Raw genomic sequence first — 17,990 nt, 5'->3', positions numbered from 1 at the left:
TTTTGCCTCAGGCGGGGAAACCGACGCTGTGGCCCAGCCACCAGGCGAGCGGAAAGATCAAGTAGGCCAGGTAAAAAAGTTTCCAGATGAACTGGTAGAGATCCGCCACCGCCTGGTTGTCCTTGAGATTGACCTGTCTGCGCCGGTAGAGAAAAAAGGCGGCCAGGACGGCGTGGGCCGTGCCCAAGAAAAATAGACCAGCGGGCTTCAGCACAAAGGCGGCGAGCAGAACGGCCAGCAGATAATTGCCCACCAGAAGCAGACTGGAAAGGTTGAAGATAAACCGCCGCCCCAACTGCACCGAAAACGTCGAGATCAGGTAGCGGCTGTCGCCCTCGGTGTCGGGGATGTCCTTGAAGATGGCGATGACGAAGGTAAAGAGCGTCACGAACAAACTCAAGATCAAGATCGATGGAGCGAGGACGATGGGCCTGCCGGTCCACTCCAGCAGGTAGCACCAGATGCCCAGATTGACGATCAAGCCGCGCACGCTAAATATACAGAGCGAGGCAAACAGGGCAAAGCGCTTCAACCGCAGAGGCGGCAACGAGTAGGCGGTGCCGATGAGGGCGCTCATGGCAACTGTCGCGAGCAAAAAGCGGTTCGCCCACCCGGCCACAACCAGGGCAACGGCGAGCAGGACGCTCACCAGCACCGCACCGGTGCGCTCCGTAATCTCACCGCTCGCCACCGGCAGGTAGGGCTTGTTGATCCGGTCGATCGCAACGTCGGTAAGCTGGTTGAGCCCGACGATGTAGACGTTGGCGCAAAGACAGCTCCCCTCCGCCACCAGCAGCGCCGTGAGCCCCTGGACAAAATTGCTGCCCGTCTCGGCACAGAACAGCAGATACACCCCGAGCAGGCTGATGGCGGTGCCGTAGAGGGTATGGGGCCGGGTGAATTTCCAAAAAGCGCTCAGCGTCAGCGGCATCAAAGGCTCAACACCCGCGAAGTAGCTATTCGTACCAGATTGTACTGTCTGGGGACGCCCCTACGATTTTTCGAGGCGGGTGACGTACCACTCAAAATATTGCCCTGGCTCCAGCGGGTAGTCGCAGGCCGTGTCGATAAGAAAGCGCACCCGCTCCGCCAGCGCCTTGCCCTCAAGTTTTTCGGCCCGTCCCACCACATCGCTCAAGAGCGCCACCAGTTCACCCTCGGTGACGAACTGTTGATCCGCCCCGGTGCGCAAGAGCACGTAGTACAGCTCCTCAGCCATCGGCAGCAGCGGAGGGCACCCGCTTGCGCAAGGCCCGCGCCCGGCGTTCTGCCGTGGCGTTGGTCGGTTGGACCGCCAGCACCTGATCGTAGGCTTCGAGAGCCTGGGCCGCCTGCCCCTTCATCTCGTAGGCGTGGCCGAGATTATTCAGCGCCGAAGCGTAATTGGCCTTGAAGCGCACCGCTTCTTTGTATTGACGAATTGCCAGATCGTACTGGCTCTGCTGGAAGTAGCAGAAGCCAAGGTTGTTGTAAGCTTCGGCAAATTCGGGATTGAGGTTGATCGCTTTTTTGAAATCGTCGATCGCGTCGATGTAGAGCCGCTTTTCAAGGTAGGCGCAGCCCAATTCGTAAAAATCTTCGGCTGTGCCCTGGCCGCTTTTGAGCTTGGGCTGGAGCTTATTGATCACCCCTTCGACGCCGACGTTGCGCCGCACCTGCCGGAAGATCTGCCAGGCCAGCCAGCCCAGCAACACCGCCAGACCCAGCAGATAGACGACCCGGAAACTATCGTTCATGCATACTGTCTGCCTGCGACCCCTTCACCGTAGCACAGCCCTCTGCACCGACTCTGAGCAGCGCGGGTGTGACTTGACCCATAAATTCGTCACCACCGGAAGCATAAATCTGCCGTTCACCCACAAAGAGAGGGTAGGCATGGCTCAAGAACGAGGCTTCGTGCCGAAATAAAAGCCTAGAGCGGTTCCCACCAATGTGAATTGAGATGACAGGAGAAGTGTTAAAAACTCTTTCACCCCTCCCTTAGATAGATCACCAAAGATTGCATATGCGAATGAGCAAATGATAGATGAGGTGAGCAACACAAGAAGCCAGATTGCGATTGTGCTTCGAGTTTTTTCTTGCGACTGTTGAATATCGAAGGGTTCAGAAGAAATACTCTGGTATGGGATAGAAGTAATATCTCCAGTACCCGAATTACTGATAATTATTGAACCGACACTGGATTGGCTATTGTCAGAAGTTCCGCCGCTTGGTTCAAGTGCTCCTTTCTGAGGCTGCGACGCACCTTGAGAAGGCGATGAAGCCCGCTGAGACTGAGTTGTATTTTGATAGGACGATGCACCTGGAGAATCTCCTCCAGATGCATCGGAACTGAAATCGGCCTGTCCTTCAGGCTCTTGCATTATCTAAAGACGAGCTCGCGGATCTCTTTGGTAGAAGGATCTTGCACAAGAATCTTACGACCTAACTTCGTCTCTCTGAGAAGGTACCCTTCAGTAGCAAGAGCTTTGCGGATAGCTTCAGTCAAAGTGATACCTTGCGCTTTTGCAATTTGCTCCAAGTCTGCAAGGGCATCATCAGACAAATTCACTGTAAGCTTTTTCTTCTCTGCCATGGGACGTTTCCTCATAAAGCCAAGGACAAGAAGACCTCGCAGAGAGAGCTTCGGCACAGCAACTCCCTGCAACACACTTCATTTCCCAAGCAACCTGCACGTACAACCTGCGCAAACAGATTACAGGGCCAGGGTGCTTTACTTAAATTGTAAACCAGATATGCCTCAATTTACAGTATTTCTTACGTATTTCGTACTGCTTCCGTTCTACAGTGTTGAAAGTCAAGTCAAAGGGCCAGGCCGTGACAATTATTGACCGGTGGCGCTCGATGACAAGAAAAAACCGGACCTCGACTATCAACGAGATGCAGCAGCGACCACGGCCATCGGCGACCAGGGCAAGCCACGCAGAATACTGTCAACTCTGGAAGCATAGCTTCGCCATGTCAATTTGGAAGCATAAAGCTGCCGCAACGGCAGTTTTATGGGTTAAGTCGCAGCGGGATGCCAGAATCGGAGCGATCAGGCACGATAGATGTGAAGTTGTGTATCAAGCCGGTTTATGGTCAGTTTTCCAAAAGCCCGCCGCGACGACGAGACCGACGACAGTCTTTTTTACCGCGATCCGCGTCTGGTTCAGCACATCGACATGGGGTTCATCCTGCAGTTGCAGGCCATCTTCCGGCGCTATCTGCCCCAGAACGCCGTGCTGCTTGACTTGATGAGCAGCTGGGTCTCCCACCTGCCGGAGGATCTCAAGACTGCGAAGGTAGTGGGCCACGGCATGAATGCGGTGGAACTGGCCGCCAACCCGCGCCTTGACGAATTTTTTGTCCAGAATCTCAACGCCGATCCGGTGCTGCCACTCGTGGACGATAGCTTCGACGGCGTGCTCAACACGGTCTCGGTGCAGTATCTGGTCGATGCGGTGCGCGTGTTTCAAGAAGTGCGCCGCGTCCTCAAGCCGGGGGGCGTCGCAATTGTCAGCTTCTCTAATCGCATGTTTCCGACCAAGGCGGTAGACCGCTGGAAGGAGCGCAGCGACGAGGAGCGGCTCGATCTGGTGCAGCAGTACCTGCTCGGGGCCGGGGGCTTTGAGCAGATCGAAACCCACGTCCACGCCGCCCGTGGCCTGAGCGCCTGGTTCTTGCCCCAGAGCGATCCGTTCTTCTGCGTGACCGCCCGCAAGGCTGGTTGAGCCTGTGGCAGCGGACTTGCTCCGAGTTCTAAGATGAATGGCTGGTGGGTACTCAAAGGAGGTGTTCCTGTGAAAACGTCCGAGACCGATCAAAAGATGCGCAAGGCGATCGAGGCGACTTCGCACAACTTCGCTACGGTCCGCACCGGTCGCGCCTCCACTGCCCTGCTCGATCGGATCACCGTCGAGTACTACGGCAGCCCGACACCCCTCAAGACCCTGGCGACGATCACAACCCCCGACGCCTCGACGGTGCTCATCCAGCCCTACGATCCCAGCTCGATCCGGCTCATCGAAAAGGCGATCCTCGAATCGGATCTGAGTTTGCCGCCGAGCAACGACGGCAAGGCGATCCGGCTCAACATTCCGCCCCTCACCGCCGAGCGGCGCAAGGAACTGGTCAAGGTGCTCGCTCGCCTGGCGGAGGAAGGCCGGGTGGCGGTGCGCAACATCCGCCGCGAAGCGATCGAAGAAGTGCGCCGCGAAGAAAAGGACGCCAAAATCTCCGAAGACGAGTCGCGCCGCCTCCAGGATGAAGTGCAGAAGCTCACCGACAAATCGATCCAGCAGATCGAGAAGTTGCTCGAAGCAAAAGAAAAAGAAGTAACGACGGTCTGATCATCTCACTCCAGCTCGTCGAGCAAGGCCCGAATTCGGGCAGCCTCCTCGATCGAAGCGACTTTGAGATAATTTTCCAGATCGTGCCGCGCTTCGCCGGTGCGTCCCAGGCGGTAGTAGAGAATGCCCCGGTCGCGCCACTCGACGGGCGTATTCGGAAACAGCAAAAGCAGGCGCTCGACTGCTGCAAGCGCTTCCTGCCAGGCGCTGCGCCGCCAGTAGGCAAATTTGAGGTTGGTGAGCATCCGGGCGAGAAACTGGCGGGCACCGATGGGCTGAAACTGCACGGGGAGCAGAACGACGAAGCCGTAGATCTGGCGCTGGCGCTCCTCGCAGTCCTCGTTAAAAAGAATCTCTCCCCGGTGAAAGGCATCGACATAGATCTCCATATCCTGCCGGTCGGGGCGGATAAGAAAGTGGCCAGGCATGTTGACGCCCACCATCCCAAAGCCGATGCGGCGGGCGATCTCGAGGTAGACCAGCGCCAGGGTGATCGGAATACCGGTGCGCCGATCGATCACCGCATCTAAAAAGCTGTTCTGCGGATCGTAGTAGTTCTGCTCGTCGCCACAAAAACCCAGATCCTCGTAGAGGTAGCGGTTGATGCCCTGGAGGATGCGCAGGGGATAGCGCTCGTCCTGTACCCGCTCGCGCACCTCCTCGGCCATCGTCTGGAGGGCGTTGAGGTACTCCTCGACATCGAGGTCCGGACGGGCCTCCTGAGCAATGTAAAGAGCAGCCTCGGCCAGATCGATCTGCGATTCCGGCTGCTGCAAAATTTCGTAAAACCGTTGACGGGCGGGCGGGAGGTTCATGACCTCAGCGTGGCATGGGGGAGAGCAACTGGTCAAAGGTCGATTTGACAGATGAGGGGTAGGGAACTATTCTGTCTCCAGCTTGCGCAGGTCGTCGTCGATCTGATAGTAATCGCCTGCAAAAGCTGTATAGATATGGGCGACCGTCCTGAGGCCCGTCGGTCCATCGAGGGTACCGGGGAGGATGGCGATCGAATTGCCCGTCCTGGCCCGCCAGAACAAACTGGAGCCACACACGCCACAGAAGCCCCGCTCCGCAATCTCCGACGAGGCATACCACTTCAAACCTGAACTTTCGAGCAACTCCACCCCGTCGCGATCGGTACCGGTATAAGCGCCGAAGTGGCCGCTGAAGCGGCGGCACTGGCCGCAGTGGCAGTTGGTGACGGTCGTGAGCGGACTGTGGACGGCGTAGCGCACCGCACCGCACAAACAGCCACCCGTCAATGGTGCTTCCATTCACAAACCTCCAGAAGGAGCATACTCTCAAACTGGTAACTTTTCTAGTAACTCTTCTGGTAGAGTCTAGGGGTTACAAGGTTGCCCCACGATCTTGTAACGATCAAACTGATTTTGCAAGTTACTCAGCTTGAAAAGTGCCTGTCTCGAATTGCTCAACAGCGAAGAGCACGACTATCGCGGCAGTGGCCTTACCACCGACCGGATGAACGATCGCTACTGGTTGCCGGCGTTTCTCAAGCGCTGGAATCTAGAGACGGACCCATCTCCTGGCGAGGAGGAGCGCGCCGGCTTGATTGCTCTGCGATCGCTTCTGCGGGCAATGGTGATGCAGCGGGCAGCGGACGCGCCTCTTTCAGCTGAGCAGGTCAAGGCGTTCAACGCGCTGCTGTTGCCGGTGCCGCTCCGCTATCACCTGGGAGAGCAGGGCGGAGGGTACCGGCTCGAACTGCTGCCGGTGGTGCGTGACTGGCAGTGGGTGCTCTCGGAGATCGCTCTGTCCTTCGCCGAGGTGCTGGTCGATCCACAGCGCTTCAGGCGATTGAAAGTCTGTGAGAACCACGACTGTCGGTGGGTCTTCTACGATCGGAGCAAAGGCTGCACCCGGCGCTGGTGCGAGGACAGCACCTGCGGCAATCTCCTGAAGGTGCGTCGATTTCGTAAGCGCCAGGCCGCGTCTAGAGCGGAAAAGTAATCGGCAGCGGCTGCACCCGCCCGAGTTGTTCGCTCATCGCCCGGTGCAGGTGGCCGTTGCTCGCCAGGATTCGCCCAGAGCGCAGGTCGAAGGGACTGCCGTCGTAGGCGCTCACCGTTCCGCCCGCCTCCTGCACCAGTACCACCCCGGCGGCCATGTCCCAGGGCGACAGCCCCCGCTCCCAGAAGCCGTCGAAGCGGCCAGCGGCAACGTAGGCCAGATCGAGGGCGGCGGCACCCCCCCGGCGCACCCCCTGGCTGAGGTGGGTGAACTGGCAAAATTCGGCGTAGTTGTTGTCGTTTGTCTCGCGGCGGTCGTAGGCAAAGCCGGTGGCAAGCAGGCTGCGATCGAGTGTCGCGATCGTCGAAACGGTGAGGGGCCGACCGTTGCAGAAGGCTCCCACTCCACGGGCAGCGGCAAAAAGTTCATCCGCGACCGGATCGAAGATGGCCCCGACCACGGGCGTGCCATCGATCAACAAACCCACGGAGACGGCGAATACCGGATAGCGGTGGGCAAAGTTGGTGGTGCCGTCGAGCGGATCGACCGCCCAGAGAAAGGGACTGTGCTCCATCCCGGCGAGGCCCGACTCCTCGGCCAGGATGCCGTGATCGGGGTAGTGGCGCTTGAGGGTGGCGAGGATCACCGCCTCCGCTGCCCGGTCGGCGTCGGTGACAAGGTTTCCCGGCGTCTTCTCGTCGATGGTCGCGAGGCTGTCGCGGTAATCTACGAGCACCGATCCCGCCGCCCGCGCTGCCGCACAGGCAATATCTAAAAACCGCTCCATTCGCCCTCTTCAGTTGATCAGCTTCAGGCTACCAGGACAGATTCAAGAAGGTACAGCCCGCCTATGCGCTCAGATGATTACCTTCTCGCCCGGTCAGTTCCGCAAGCTCCGCTCCGAGACTTTCCTGCGCTCGTCCGGCATCCCCGTCAACCCGGTCCTGCCGGTGTTGCCGGACGAGCGCACTGTCCGCCTCCAGCCAGCTTCGGCGGTGGCGGAGCGCTCACTGGTGCTTTTTGGCGTCGCCGCCCGCGCCGAGGGATTGGAGCAAGAGGCGGCAATTCGCTTTTTAGAAGAACGCCGTCTCTGGGGAGCGGCGACCCGCGAGGAGCAGATTTTTTTACTCGACCCGGAACCAGCCGAGCAGGATGTACTGCAGTTTATCTGGCGCTACGAGAGTCTGTGGGTGCTGCTCTGGGCGCTGGGCTACGTCGAGGAGCTGGCCCTGCCCAGGGCGATCTGCGACATCGCCGCCATCGTCGGGCTCATCACTTCGGTCTCAGTCGATCCGTTCGTCGATTTTGCCCTGCTCCGTCCGCTGAGCGACATCCTCGATCAGGCCGATCTCACCTACCGCTACCACTGGGCCGCCCTCGACGCCCGACTGCGCGGCTATGAGCCGCCCGCCGGGCTCGACACCAGCATCGTCTACGAGCGCCACTACACCTTCAACTGGCTCACCCGCCGCCACGACCAGGAGTGGGACGACATCTCGACGGAGCTTTGATCTGGCTGACCGCCGGTAGGGGGACAACCCCCAAAGCCCCGTGTTAATCTAAAAAAGCCCTTCTGGGTCGGTGCCCGAGTGGTTAATGGGGACGGACTGTAAATCCGTTGGCTCTGCCTACGTTGGTTCAAATCCAACCCGGCCCAGATCTGCAAAAACGCTGTTGTAGCTCAGTCGGTAGAGCACACCCTTGGTAAGGGTGAGGTCACGGGTTCAAGTCCCGTCAACAGCTTTGGCAGATTATTCGCTTAAAAAGCGGACAACCGCCTTCGATACGGCTTCGGGTTCCTGTTCGAGGGGATAGTGACCGGCTTCTTGGATCGGATAAAAGCCGATCTGCGGATGGCTGGCCCTGAAGCTCTGGATCAGGGCGTCTTTAAGATAGCGGTCGCGCATTCCCCAGATCAGACCGACCGGAAAGGGCGGTGTCTCCGGACTGCGCCAGGGCGCAAAGCCCGCTTCGATTTCGCTGAGCGCTGCTTCCAGTTGCAGGTTGCGCACGGTGAGCATCAGTGAGCGGCCAGCGTCGCCGCTCAGGCTATAGGGACGGCGAAACATGCCCAGATCGCCGTTGGGGATTGCCCAGTAGCCGCCCCCTTCGAGGGTCTGGTCCACCGAGAGCGGGTTTTGGGTGAGCATCTCGCCCACCAGCGGCAGACCGAGTTGTTTGAGGTTCCAGGGCAACCTGGCCCCGGTGGCGACCGGCGCGTTCAAGATCGCCAGCCGCTCGATCTGCTCGGGATGGCGCTGGGCGTACTGGATGCCCACCGAACCTAAAAATCCCTGGACCACCAGCGAAAATCGCTGCCACTTCAAAGCAGCGACCAGCGCCGTCAGCGCTCCGAGAAAAGCAACCGGCGTGTAGGCGAATGCTTTTTTTTCGGGCTTGTCGCTCTTGCCAAAGCCAATCCAGTCGATCGCCAGCGCCTGAAAACCGGCTTCTGCCAGAAAGGGCAGCAGATCCCGCCAGCCGTAGCTGTAGGAGGGCAGGCCGTGCAGGAGCAGAACGGGAGGCTTGCTGGAGCTGGTGGATCCTACCTGCAGGTAGGACCACTGCCCCGGTCCGGCGCTGATCGTCAGTTCGTCAATTGGCATAAGGCGGGCGATTCGTTCCTAAAACTATGCTTGGAGGCGGATCGAGCCCGACTCCGGCGTTCGGTAGGATCACTGTAGGACAGTTCTTTACCGGCGCGCTACCGCATCGCCGACAATAGAGACAAAAGACACCGGAGCGTTCCAAACAGGAGTAGAGATCGTCCAATGAGCGCTGTTTCTACCACCTGCACCCGAGAACAGGTCACTGCCTGGCTTGCAGGGTTGATTACCGTTGCCTGGGCGGATGGGCACTTCGACGACACCGAGCGCGCCTGCATCCAGTCGATCGTCGAACAAGAAGACCTTCCGCACCTGTTGCTGGATGCCTTTGAGCCGCTATTGCCGGCGCAACTGGCCGCCGCGCTGGGACAGCAACCGATTCTAGCGGAAAATTTTTTGCGCACCGCCGTGATGGTAGCGATCGCTGACGGCGATTATTCTGAACCGGAACACCAGCTCCTGATGCACTACTGCGCAGCCCTCGGCCAGAAAGTCGAGGCGCTCGAAAGCCTGCGCTCCGTCCTCGATCCGCACGGAGCTGCCGACCAGATCGCTGGCGAGGGCCACTTCGACGCCCTCCAGCCGATGCGCCAGTGGCTGGAGGGAATGCAGATCCACAACCCGTCAGTTGCCCGCTTTCTGTGTCAGCTGATCCCAGCCCAGTGTCCCTTCGAGCGCGACATCAAACTGCCCACCGGCAAAGTCGTTCACATCCCGGCGATGTGCAAGATCAACCCGCTGTACGAACAACTGGTGGGTCTGCGCTTCCGGGCGCTCTCTTATCTGGCGGACGACTGTCACGAGGACGTGTCGCGGTTCTGCTAAAACTTTCCCTTACAGATAACTGAGCCAGGGGTCGCGCCGTCGGCGCTTGATGTCGGCAAACCAGGCGCAGAGCGGAAAGAGCAAAAGGACGATCCCAAGCCAGATCAAATAGACGACAGGCAAAGCAAAACCGGCGTCGGTTGGGACACTGTTGCCCTGCTCGCCGAAGCTCAGGGCGCGCGGCCCGTAGCGGGCGACGGCAACCGCGAGCGAGAGGCCGTGGATGAGGGGCAGGTGCAGCAGGTAATAAAAAAGCGGCACCCGGCCAAAAAGAACGAAGACGCGGCTTACGGGGCTGGTTTCTTTTTCGAGCAGAGCCAAAAGCAGCAGGGCTGGCCCGAGGGTCATCAACAGGTACAGTAGCGAGGGCGGATATTTCTCGCAGTTAAGAAACGAGAAAATCGTCCACAGCCAGTCTTTTTGAAGCGTCCAGGGGTGGGGATCGCCGTAGAGGTTGGTTGCCCGCAGCACGACGAAGGCGGCAGTAAGGGCGCTACCCAGGACGAGCAGCCAGCGGCGGCGCAGGGCATTCTCCAGCAGCATCACCTGGCCAAAGACGTAGCCTGTCGCCATCACCCCAATCCAGGGCACGAGCGGATAGGCGACGAAGGCGCGCACCCCCGGCACAGGCTGGATCAAGCCGGGGCGATGGAGAACTGTCCACAGCCCGCCCCAGGGGCCGAGGCTCTCGGGACGCACCGCATCGAAGAGGTTGTGGCCGCAGATAAGCGCCAGACCAAAGGCGGCGATTGCCCAGAGCGGCAGGAAGACGAGCCCCGCCAGGACGATCATCGAGCAGCCGATCGCCCAGATCACCTGGAGCACTTCAAAGTGAAAGTCAAAGTCGAACTCCCAGCCAAAGTGTACGAGCGTCAGTTCGAGCACGACGAGCCACACTCCCCGCGTCGCCAGAAAAGCGGCTGTCTGGGCTCGCGTCTTTCCTCGCTTGCAGGCCAGGTAGGCGCTCGTGCCGGCTAAAAAGACGAACACCGGCGCGCAAAAATGGGTGATCCAGCGGGTGAGAAACAAAGCTGCATCCCCCTGGCTCAAGAGCGTCGCCGTATTCATCAGGTCCGCTCTGGCGTTCGAGAAATAATCGCGGGTGTGATCGAGGGCCATGACGACCATGACGATGCCGCGCAGATAGTCGATCGAAGCCAGCCGGGGCCGAACGGTGGGCGGTTGGGCACCAGGAGCCTGTTGGGTAAAGACCTGATCCATGCCTGAGCTGCGACACTTCCGGCATCGTAGCGCAACGGTCCTTGCAGGTTCGCCCAGTTTTTGTGAGATCTCGAAAGTGGACCGCTGCAGGCCAGTTGCGCTTTTGCGCAAAGATATATCCTGACTGAACCTGGGCAAACCACAGCAGCGTCCAAACGTTCAGTAAGCGTTACGAATAAACTGCGATGAAAAGCAAAATCTCCCTCGCGCTGGCCGGACTGGCCCTGCTCGTCGGGGCGACGGCTGCCCAGGCCCAGGTGCCCGATGCTACCTACTACAACGGTCCGAACCGCACCTACTTCGATGGTCCAAACCGCACCTACTACAGCGGCCCGAACCGTACCTACTTCAACGGTCCGAACGTCGATTACTACAACGGTCCGCGCCGCAACTACTTTAATGGCCCGAACCGCACCTACTACAACGGCCCGCGCCGTACTTTCTTCGACGGCCCGAACCGGACTTATTACAGCGGTCCGCGCCGCACGTTCTTCCGCCGTTAAGTAAATGGCCGCTCCCCTCGGTCTGCGCCGCTGGGCTCCCGTTGTGCTTGTCAGTCTGGCACTGGTGCCGTCAGCCTTTGCCGCCAGTGCCCCCGCCGATCCCAAGATCGTCCATCTGCTGAACCGCCTGAGCTTCGGTCCAGCGCCGGGGGACATCGAGCAGGCGACCCGTCTGGGCATCGAGCGCTACATTCAGCAGCAGCTCCATCCGGAGCAGATAGCGGAGCCCCCGGCACTGAATGCCCGGCTGGCGGCCCTCGACACGCTAAAGCTCGCGCCGGTCGAGCTGGCCCGCGCCTTTGGCCCCAGACCCAATGGGGCGAATCGGCGCTTCCAGGCGGCAGGAGCGGCCCCCCAGCTCGACGAACAGCAAAGGCAGGACTACCGGCAAAACCTGCGGCTGGTGGTCGAGCAGGCAGCTACAGCGAGGCTGATGCAGGCGCTCTCCAGTCCCCGGCAGTTGCAGGAAGTGATGACCGACTTCTGGTTCAACCACTTCAACGTCTACGCGGGCAAGGGTCTTACCCGCCTGTGGGTGGGTGCTTACGAGCAGGAGGCGATCCGCCCCTACGCGCTGGGCCGCTTCCGCGATCTGCTCGCCGCCACCGCTGCCCACCCGGCGATGCTTTTTTACCTCGACAACTGGCTCAACACCGGTCCGGCCACACCGGGAGCGCGGGGCCGCTTCACCGGCCTCAACGAGAACTACGCCCGCGAGTTGCTCGAACTGCATACCCTCGGGGTGGACGGCGGCTACAGTCAGCAGGATGTCACCGAACTGGCCCGCATCTTTACAGGTTGGGGACTATGCCGCCCGCGCCGCGATCAGCCGCTGACAGGCTTTTGTTTCGATGCGCGCCGCCACGCACCGGGAGACAAAATTTTGCTGGGCCAGACGATCCGCGAATCAGGAATGGACGAGGGATTGCAGGCTCTCGATCTGCTTTCCCGTCACCCGGCCACAGCCCGCCACATCAGCTTTCAGCTGGCCCAGTACTTTGTGGCCGACAATCCTCCGGCAGGACTCGTCGAGCGGCTGGCGGAGCGCTTCAGGGCGAGCGACGGCGACATCCGCGCTGTGCTCGACGCCCTCTTTCACAGCCCCGAATTTTGGGACAGCCGCAACTTCGCGAGCAAATTCAAGACGCCCTATCGCTACGTCCTCTCGGCGGTGCGGGCGACAGGCATCGAACCGGCCAACCCGCTTGCGCTGTTTGCGCCGCTGCAGCAGTTGGGGATGCCCCTCTACGGCTGCCAGACCCCGGACGGCTACAAGAATACCCGCGAGAGCTGGCTCAACCCGGACGGGATGACCCGGCGCTTGAGCTTTGCTGCCAGCCTCGCGAATGGCCAGCTTGCAGGCACCCGGCCCGGAGGCGAGACGACGGCGACGGAGGCGCTGATCGAGACGCTGGGCGGACGCTTTTCAGCAAAAACCCGCGCAGCGCTCGCTAAAAATCCCGAGCCGCTGCGCTCTGCCTTGCTTTTGGGCAGCCCCGAGATGATGGCGTACTGAGAGGAAAATGTACGATGCGCAGGCGCGAAGTCGTTCAGGCCGGTCTTGGCACCCTGCTTCTGGGCAGTGGCTGGGCAGTGCGCGTCCAGGGAGCGTCCTTGCAGCGGGACCGGCGGCTGGTGGTCGTCTTCTTGCGCGGCGCGGTCGATGGTCTGAGTGTCGTCGTCCCCCACGCAGAATCGGCCTACTACCGCGCCCGGCCCCGCCTCGCTCTACCCGGTCCGAACCAGGCCGGGGGCGTGCTTGACCTCGACGGCTCCTTCGGCCTGCATCCGGCTCTTGCACCGCTGGTGCCGCTCTGGCAGGCCGGCAGTCTTGCTTTCGTTCACGCCTGCGGTTCTCCCGATCCAGGCCGCTCCCACTTCGACGCCCAGGATTACCTCGAAAGCGGCACACCGGGCATCAAGACTACCCCCGACGGCTGGCTCAACCGTCTGCTCGCTGTTTTACCGATGAGCGGCAGTCCGGTGCAGGCGGTCAATTTTGGCGAGACGGTGCCGCGCATTCTCACCGGGCGGATGCCGGTGGCGAGCCTCGCTACCGGGCGCAGGGCTACCCGCCGCCTGCCCCTCGACCGACCGGGGGTAGGTAGCGCCTTCGACGCTCTCTACAGCGGCAGCGATGCGCTCAGCCGCACCTATCAAGAAGGGCGTTCCGCCCGCCGCGAACTCCTCGAAAGCACTGGCAACCCAGACGAAACGGCGATGGCCGACAACGGTGCGCCAGCCAGCAGCGCCGGTTTTGTCGGCGACGCAAGTCGGCTCGCCGGTCTGATGGCACACAACCCGGACGTGCAACTGGCCTTTCTTGCCCTCGGCGGCTGGGACACCCACGTCAACCAGGCAAGGCAACTGGAAAAACAATTGCCGCCTCTGGCTCAGGGTCTGGCGGTTCTGGCCCAAAAACTCGGTCCCCTCTACGAGCGCACGGTTATTTTGGTCGTTTCAGAATTTGGCCGCACCGTGCGCGAGAACGGCAACGGCGGCACCGACCATGGCCACGGCAATGCGCTCTGGCTGATGGGCGGAGCGGTGCGGGGTGCAAAAGTATACGGTCAGTGGCCCGGCTTAGAAGAAAGCAGGCTTTTTGAGGGGCGCGATCTGGCGGTGACGACCGATTTTCGCGAGGTGGTTGCCGCCGTGTTGCAACAGCACCTGCACCTGGAACGCCCCCAGCTTGCAAAAGTTCTGCCGGGGTACACCCCGGCCAATGCACTGCCTGGACTGATTAAAGTTTGACTTCGATATCGACGCCGGCAGGGAGATCGAGGCGCATCAGCGCGTCGATCGTCTTGGCGGAAGGCTGGTAGATATCGATGATCCGGCGGTGGGTGCGGGTCTCGAAGTGTTCGCGCGAATCTTTATCGACGTGGGGCGAGCGCAGCACGCAGTAGCGGCGGATGCGCGTCGGCATGGGGATGGGACCGACAGCGGCAGCGTTGGTGCGGTTGGCCGTATCGACGATCTTGGTGCAGGACTGGTCGAGCAAGCCGTGGTCGAAAGCCTGCAGGCGGATACGAATTTTTTGTTGGGTGAGCGCCATGACTTAAGTTGTCCTCAGAGCAAAGGGTGGGGTGGTTGCCACCCCACCCTTTGCGGGTGCATCTACTCTACTTCAGGATCTTGGAGACGACGCCTGCACCCACGGTGCGGCCCCCCTCGCGGATGGCAAAGCGCATCCCGTCCTCGATGGCGATGGGGTTGATGAGTTCAACCGTCATCTTGATCCGGTCGCCCGGCATGACCATCTCGGCGGATTTGCCCTCGTCGTCGGTGAAGGTGACGATGGTACCGGTGACGTCGGTGGTGCGCACGTAGAACTGCGGGCGGTAACCGGCGAAGAAGGGGGTGTGACGGCCACCTTCTTCTTTGCTGAGGATGTAGACTTCACCCTCGAACTTGGTGTGCGGGGTGATCGAGCCGGGCTTGGCGAGCACCATGCCGCGCTCGACATCGTCCTTTTTGATACCGCGCAACAGCACGCCGACGTTGTCGCCTGCCATGCCTTCGTCGAGCGACTTCTGGAACATCTCAAGGCCCGTGACCGTAGTCGAGCGGGTCTCGCGAATGCCGACCAGTTCGATCGTCTCACCGACTTTGACCTTGCCGCGCTCGATCCGACCGGTGGCGACGGTGCCACGACCGGTGATCGAGAAGACGTCTTCTACTGCCATCAAGAAGGGCTTATCGACCGCCCGCTCCGGCGTCGGGATGTAAGAATCGACCGCATCCATCAGCGAGTAGATGCAATCGACCCACTCGTCGCTGCCACGGGTGGTCTTAGGTTCGGAGGTCATCTTGTTGAGCGCCATCAGGGCCGAGCCTGCCACGATCGGAATGTCGTCGCCCGGAAAGTCGTACTTGGCGAGCAATTCGCGCACTTCCAGTTCGACCAGTTCCAACAGCTCCGGGTCGTCGAGCTGATCTTTTTTGTTTAAGAAGACGACGATGTTGGGCACACCGACCTGACGGGCAAGCAGGATGTGCTCGCGGGTCTGGGGCATCGGGCCATCGGCGGCAGAGACCACGAGGATAGCGCCGTCCATCTGGGCCGCCCCGGTGATCATGTTCTTGACATAGTCGGCGTGGCCCGGACAATCCACGTGGGCGTAGTGACGGTTCTCCGTCTCGTACTCGACGTGGGCGGTGTTGATCGTAATACCGCGAGCCTTCTCTTCGGGAGCCTGATCGATCTCGTCGTACTTTTTGGCCTTGGCGCGGCCGAGGGCGGCCAGCGTCATCGTGATCGCCGCCGTCAACGTCGTCTTGCCGTGATCGACGTGACCGATGGTGCCGATGTTGACGTGCGGTTTGGTCCGTTCAAACTTAGCGCGAGCCATGAGTTACCTTTCCTCTAATTAAGCGTTCCCTTTGTTCTTTGCGATGATCGTCTCGGCGACATTGCGCGGCACTTCGTCGTAATGGCTGAACTCCATCGAGAAGGTGCCACGACCCTGCGTTTTGGAGCGAATGTCGGTCGCATAGCCAAACATCTCCGCCAGCGGTACCTTGGCTGTGACCTTTGAGAGGCCCGCCTCGGTGTCCATCGCCTCGATCTGGCCGCGCCGGGAGTTGAGATCGCCCATGACATCGCCGAGGAAGTCGCTGGGCACCTCTACCTCCACCTTCATCATCGGTTCTAGCAGGACCGGGTTGGCCTTGACAGCCGCCTCTCGAAGCGCCAGCGAACCGGCGATCTTGAAGGCCATCTCCGAAGAATCGACTTCGTGGTAGGAGCCGTCAACCATGGTCACCTTGAAGTCGATGAGCGGATAGCCCGCGATCACGCCCGATTCGGCGCGCTCCTTCATCCCCTGCTCGGCTGGGCCGATGTACTCCTTGGGCACCACACCGCCGACAATCTTGGAGACGAACTCGAAGCCCGTTCCCGGCTCGCCCGGCTCGAGGTTGATCACGACATGGCCAAACTGGCCCTTGCCACCCGTCTGACGCTTGTAGAGACCCTCGACGTTGTTGACCGCACGGCGGATTGTCTCGCGATAAGCCACCTGGGGCGCACCGACATTGGCTTCGACTTTGAATTCGCGCAGCATCCGGTCTACGAGAATCTCAAGGTGCAACTCGCCCATACCGGCGATGATCGTCTGGTTGGTCTCCTGATCGACGTGGACCCGGAAGGTCGGGTCTTCTTCGGAGAGCGACTGCAGCGCCTTGGAGAGCTTGTCGAGGTCGGCCTTGGTCTTGGGCTCGATCGCCACCGAGATCACCGGCTCCGGAATAAACAGCGATTCGAGCACCACCGGCGAATCTTCTGGACAGAGGGTGTCGCCCGTGAAGGTGTCCTTGAGGCCGACCACGGCCCCCAGATCGCCTGCGCGCAACTCGTCCACCTCGATGCGATCGTCGGCTTTAAGCACGATGAGCCGCGAGATGCGCTCTTTTTTGCCCTTGCTCGCGTTGTAGGCGTAGCTGCCCTTCTGGAGCACGCCCGAGTAGACGCGCACAAAGGTCAGCCGCCCGTAGGGGTCGGCCATGATCTTGAAGGCAAGGGCCGAGAGCGGCTCACTGTCGTCGGCGTGGCGCTCGACTTCGGTGCCGTTGGGCAGTTGGCCCTTGACCGCCGCAATGTCGATCGGTGCAGGCAGATAGTCGATCACCGCGTCGAGCATCAGTTGCACGCCCTTGTTTTTGAAAGCGGAACCGCAGAGCATCGGCACGATCGTGTTGGCGATCGTTCCCTTGCGCAGGGCCGCCTTGATCTCAGCCTCGCTCAACTCCTCGCCGCTGAAATACTTTTCAAGCAGCGCGTCGTCGGTCTCAGAAACCGCTTCGATGAGCTTGGCACGATACTCCTGGGCAAGTTCAACCATGTCCGCCGGGATCTCTTCGACCCGAATGTCGGTGCCGATGTCGTTGCCGTAGACGTAGGCTTTCATGCGCACCAGATCGACGATGCCCCGCAATTGATCTTCTGCGCCGATCGGTAGCTGGATCGGCACGGCGTTGGCTCTGAGCCTGTCGCGCACCTGGTTGTAAACCTTGTAGAAGTTGGCACCGGTGCGGTCCATCTTGTTGACAAAGATAAAGCGCGGCACGTTGTAGCGGTTGGCCTGCCGCCAGACGGTCTCGGTCTGCGGCTGCACGCCACCGACCGAGCAGAGCACGGTGATTACACCGTCGAGCACCCGCATCGAGCGTTCGACTTCGATCGTGAAGTCCACGTGGCCGGGGGTGTCGATGATGTTGATCTTGTGCTCGAGGGCACCGGGCGACGGCTGGGTCGGGTTATCCGGATCGCGGCGCGTCCACTGCGTACTGATCGCAGCGGCTGTGATCGTAATGCCCCGCTCGCGCTCCTGGGCCATCCAGTCGGTGACGGTGTTGCCCTCGTGCACCTCACCGATCTTGTGAATCACCCCGGAGTAGAACAAAATCCGCTCGGTCGTGGTAGTCTTACCAGCATCGATGTGGGCCGCGATGCCGATGTTGCGTACCCGCTCCAGGGGAATGTTGCGTGCCACGGTTACCTCCTCGCCTTGAATGCGAGTTTAAAAAGTTCT

The 17,990-nt window shown here is 60.6% G+C and carries 21 protein-coding genes and 2 tRNA genes; 10 read left to right on the top strand and 13 right to left on the bottom strand.

What is annotated here, in order from left to right; genetic code table 11:
• Positions 1-7: 7 nt before the first annotated feature.
• The 5 genes from GKIL_RS13025 to GKIL_RS13010 all read right to left on the bottom strand — a co-directional run bounded on the left by GKIL_RS13025 (position 8) and on the right by GKIL_RS13010 (position 2,575).
• A complete protein-coding gene (locus GKIL_RS13025) occupies positions 8-931 on the bottom strand; it encodes a homogentisate phytyltransferase (RefSeq protein ID WP_023174113.1) in 924 nt (307 codons plus the stop codon).
• A 60-nt stretch (positions 932-991) separates the two neighbouring features.
• Positions 992-1,219, bottom strand: coding sequence for a CRR7 family NDH-1 assembly protein (locus GKIL_RS13020; protein WP_023174112.1), 228 nt, complete (start codon positions 1,217-1,219; stop codon positions 992-994).
• On the bottom strand, positions 1,212-1,736 hold the full coding sequence (locus tag GKIL_RS13015; protein ID WP_023174111.1) for a tetratricopeptide repeat protein: 525 nt from the start codon (positions 1,734-1,736) through the stop codon (positions 1,212-1,214). The genes GKIL_RS13020 and GKIL_RS13015 overlap by 8 nt, the downstream gene beginning before the upstream one ends.
• Positions 1,737-1,880: 144 nt before the next feature.
• Positions 1,881-2,363 carry a hypothetical protein gene (locus GKIL_RS24820; protein WP_023174110.1) on the bottom strand — a complete coding sequence of 161 codons (483 nt, stop codon included), beginning with the start codon at positions 2,361-2,363 and terminating at the stop codon, positions 1,881-1,883.
• Positions 2,363-2,575 (bottom strand): ribbon-helix-helix protein, CopG family, encoded by a 213-nt coding sequence (locus tag GKIL_RS13010; RefSeq protein WP_023174108.1) that lies wholly within the window; start codon positions 2,573-2,575, stop codon positions 2,363-2,365. Before GKIL_RS13010 ends, GKIL_RS24820 begins: the two co-directional genes overlap by 1 nt.
• A gap of 502 nt (positions 2,576-3,077) precedes the next feature.
• On the opposite strand from GKIL_RS13010, the gene GKIL_RS13005 reads away from it, so the two are divergent.
• A complete protein-coding gene (locus GKIL_RS13005) occupies positions 3,078-3,713 on the top strand; it encodes a class I SAM-dependent methyltransferase (RefSeq protein WP_023174107.1) in 636 nt (211 codons plus the stop codon).
• Positions 3,714-3,809: 96 nt separating this feature from the next.
• Positions 3,810-4,331 carry a ribosome recycling factor gene (gene frr / locus GKIL_RS13000; RefSeq protein ID WP_420841402.1) on the top strand — a complete coding sequence of 174 codons (522 nt, stop codon included), beginning with the start codon at positions 3,810-3,812 and terminating at the stop codon, positions 4,329-4,331.
• Positions 4,332-4,336: 5 nt separating this feature from the next.
• Here frr and GKIL_RS12995 read toward each other — a convergent pair whose 3' ends face one another.
• The gene (locus GKIL_RS12995; RefSeq protein WP_023174104.1) at positions 4,337-5,146 is read right to left on the bottom strand and encodes a SirB1 family protein; all 810 of its coding nucleotides are present in this window, start codon (positions 5,144-5,146) and stop codon (positions 4,337-4,339) included.
• Positions 5,147-5,212: 66 nt separating this feature from the next.
• Positions 5,213-5,605, bottom strand: coding sequence for a GFA family protein (locus tag GKIL_RS12990; RefSeq protein WP_023174103.1), 393 nt, complete (start codon positions 5,603-5,605; stop codon positions 5,213-5,215).
• Between the two features lie 130 nt (positions 5,606-5,735).
• On the opposite strand from GKIL_RS12990, the gene GKIL_RS12985 reads away from it, so the two are divergent.
• Complete coding sequence (locus GKIL_RS12985) at positions 5,736-6,299, top strand: CGNR zinc finger domain-containing protein (RefSeq protein WP_023174102.1); 564 nt, start codon at positions 5,736-5,738, stop codon at positions 6,297-6,299.
• Here GKIL_RS12985 and GKIL_RS12980 read toward each other — a convergent pair.
• Positions 6,283-7,086 carry an inositol monophosphatase family protein gene (locus tag GKIL_RS12980; RefSeq protein ID WP_023174101.1) on the bottom strand — a complete coding sequence of 268 codons (804 nt, stop codon included), beginning with the start codon at positions 7,084-7,086 and terminating at the stop codon, positions 6,283-6,285. The two genes, GKIL_RS12985 and GKIL_RS12980, sit on opposite strands and share 17 nt — an antisense overlap.
• A gap of 73 nt (positions 7,087-7,159) precedes the next feature.
• Between GKIL_RS12980 and GKIL_RS12975 the strand changes: the two genes are divergently transcribed.
• The 3 genes from GKIL_RS12975 (at position 7,160) to GKIL_RS12965 (ending at position 8,042) form a co-directional block, all read left to right on the top strand.
• Positions 7,160-7,810 carry a DUF4272 domain-containing protein gene (locus tag GKIL_RS12975; RefSeq protein ID WP_023174100.1) on the top strand — a complete coding sequence of 217 codons (651 nt, stop codon included), beginning with the start codon at positions 7,160-7,162 and terminating at the stop codon, positions 7,808-7,810.
• 64 nt (positions 7,811-7,874) lie between these two features.
• Positions 7,875-7,956, top strand: a tRNA-Tyr gene (locus GKIL_RS12970).
• A gap of 13 nt (positions 7,957-7,969) precedes the next feature.
• Positions 7,970-8,042 (top strand) — tRNA-Thr (locus tag GKIL_RS12965).
• 8 nt (positions 8,043-8,050) lie between these two features.
• On the opposite strand, the gene GKIL_RS12960 is transcribed toward GKIL_RS12965, so the two are convergent.
• Positions 8,051-8,905 (bottom strand): alpha/beta fold hydrolase, encoded by an 855-nt coding sequence (locus GKIL_RS12960; RefSeq protein ID WP_023174099.1) that lies wholly within the window; start codon positions 8,903-8,905, stop codon positions 8,051-8,053.
• A gap of 165 nt (positions 8,906-9,070) precedes the next feature.
• Between GKIL_RS12960 and GKIL_RS12955 the strand changes: the two genes are divergently transcribed.
• Positions 9,071-9,730: a Mo-dependent nitrogenase C-terminal domain-containing protein gene (locus GKIL_RS12955; protein ID WP_023174098.1), complete on the top strand. Its 660-nt coding sequence runs from the start codon at positions 9,071-9,073 to the stop codon at positions 9,728-9,730.
• Positions 9,731-9,739: 9 nt separating this feature from the next.
• On the opposite strand, the gene GKIL_RS12950 is transcribed toward GKIL_RS12955, so the two are convergent.
• Complete coding sequence (locus tag GKIL_RS12950) at positions 9,740-10,951, bottom strand: acetyltransferase domain-containing protein (protein ID WP_023174097.1); 1,212 nt, start codon at positions 10,949-10,951, stop codon at positions 9,740-9,742.
• Positions 10,952-11,136: 185 nt separating this feature from the next.
• On the opposite strand from GKIL_RS12950, the gene GKIL_RS12945 reads away from it, so the two are divergent.
• The 3 genes from GKIL_RS12945 to GKIL_RS12935 are packed head-to-tail and all read left to right on the top strand — an operon-like array spanning position 11,137 to position 14,208.
• Complete coding sequence (locus GKIL_RS12945; protein ID WP_023174095.1) at positions 11,137-11,454, top strand: hypothetical protein; 318 nt, start codon at positions 11,137-11,139, stop codon at positions 11,452-11,454.
• Positions 11,455-11,458: 4 nt separating this feature from the next.
• Complete coding sequence (locus GKIL_RS12940; protein WP_023174094.1) at positions 11,459-12,970, top strand: DUF1800 domain-containing protein; 1,512 nt, start codon at positions 11,459-11,461, stop codon at positions 12,968-12,970.
• A gap of 14 nt (positions 12,971-12,984) precedes the next feature.
• Positions 12,985-14,208, top strand: coding sequence for a DUF1501 domain-containing protein (locus GKIL_RS12935; protein ID WP_023174093.1), 1,224 nt, complete (start codon positions 12,985-12,987; stop codon positions 14,206-14,208).
• On the opposite strand, the gene rpsJ is transcribed toward GKIL_RS12935, so the two are convergent.
• The 3 genes from rpsJ to fusA all read right to left on the bottom strand — a co-directional run bounded on the left by rpsJ (position 14,198) and on the right by fusA (position 17,951).
• The gene (gene rpsJ / locus GKIL_RS12930; RefSeq protein ID WP_023174092.1) at positions 14,198-14,512 is read right to left on the bottom strand and encodes a 30S ribosomal protein S10; all 315 of its coding nucleotides are present in this window, start codon (positions 14,510-14,512) and stop codon (positions 14,198-14,200) included. The genes GKIL_RS12935 and rpsJ overlap by 11 nt on opposite strands.
• A gap of 67 nt (positions 14,513-14,579) precedes the next feature.
• Positions 14,580-15,809 carry an elongation factor Tu gene (tuf, locus tag GKIL_RS12925; protein WP_023174090.1) on the bottom strand — a complete coding sequence of 410 codons (1,230 nt, stop codon included), beginning with the start codon at positions 15,807-15,809 and terminating at the stop codon, positions 14,580-14,582.
• Positions 15,810-15,827: 18 nt separating this feature from the next.
• Positions 15,828-17,951 carry an elongation factor G gene (gene fusA, locus GKIL_RS12920; protein WP_023174089.1) on the bottom strand — a complete coding sequence of 708 codons (2,124 nt, stop codon included), beginning with the start codon at positions 17,949-17,951 and terminating at the stop codon, positions 15,828-15,830.
• Positions 17,952-17,990: the final 39 nt, after the last annotated feature.

It is taken from the genome of Gloeobacter kilaueensis JS1, from assembly GCF_000484535.1.
In the GTDB taxonomy this organism is placed as follows: Bacteria; Cyanobacteriota; Cyanobacteriia; order Gloeobacterales; family Gloeobacteraceae; genus Gloeobacter; species Gloeobacter kilaueensis.
Note: the sequence above shows the minus strand (reverse complement) of the source record. Positions and strands in the feature narration are given on the sequence as shown.